Here is a 590-nt window from a genome sequence, read left to right as displayed (position 1 = left end):
GGTATTGCTGTCACCGGTGTTGTTTGAACCAGAGTTCGAGTTACCGGTATTGCTATCACCAGTGTTGTTTGAACCGCAGTTACTGTTCCCAGTGTTGGAATCACCGGTGTTGTTTGAACCAGAGTTCGAGTTACCGGTGTTGCTGTCACCGGTGTTATTCGAGCCAGAGTTCGAATTACCTGTGTTGCTGTCACCGGTGTTGTTTGAACCAGAGTTCGAGTTACCGGTGTTGCTGTCACCGGTGTTATTCGAGCCAGAGTTGCTGTTCCCAGTGTTGCTATCACCAGTGTTATTCGAGCCAGAGTTCGAGTTACCGGTATTGCTGTCACCGGTGTTATTTGAACCACTGTTACTGTTCCCAGTGTTGCTGTCACCGGTGTTGTTCGAACCACTGTTCGAGTTACCTGTATTGCTGTCACCGGTGTTGTTTGAACCAGAGTTCGAGTTACCGGTATTGCTATCACCAGTGTTATTCGAGCCGGAGTTTGAATTACCTGTGTTGCTGTCACCAGTGTTGTTCGAGCCACTGTTCGAGTTACCAGTATTGCTGTCACCAGTGTTGTTTGAACCGGAGTTCGAGTTACCAGTGT

General features: G+C 48.5%; 1 protein-coding gene. It reads right to left on the bottom strand.

Annotated features, from left to right (window positions below; all coding sequences use genetic code 11):
- Nucleotides 1-590, bottom strand: a 590-nt coding sequence (locus ACKTR2_RS10385; protein WP_407885066.1) for a hypothetical protein, incomplete at both ends; no start/stop codon positions are given.

Source organism: Furfurilactobacillus curtus, assembly GCF_045862785.1.
Taxonomy (GTDB): domain Bacteria; phylum Bacillota; class Bacilli; order Lactobacillales; family Lactobacillaceae; genus Furfurilactobacillus; species Furfurilactobacillus curtus.
The sequence above is the reverse complement of the archived record's forward strand: the minus strand, read 5'-3'. Positions and strand labels throughout refer to the sequence as shown.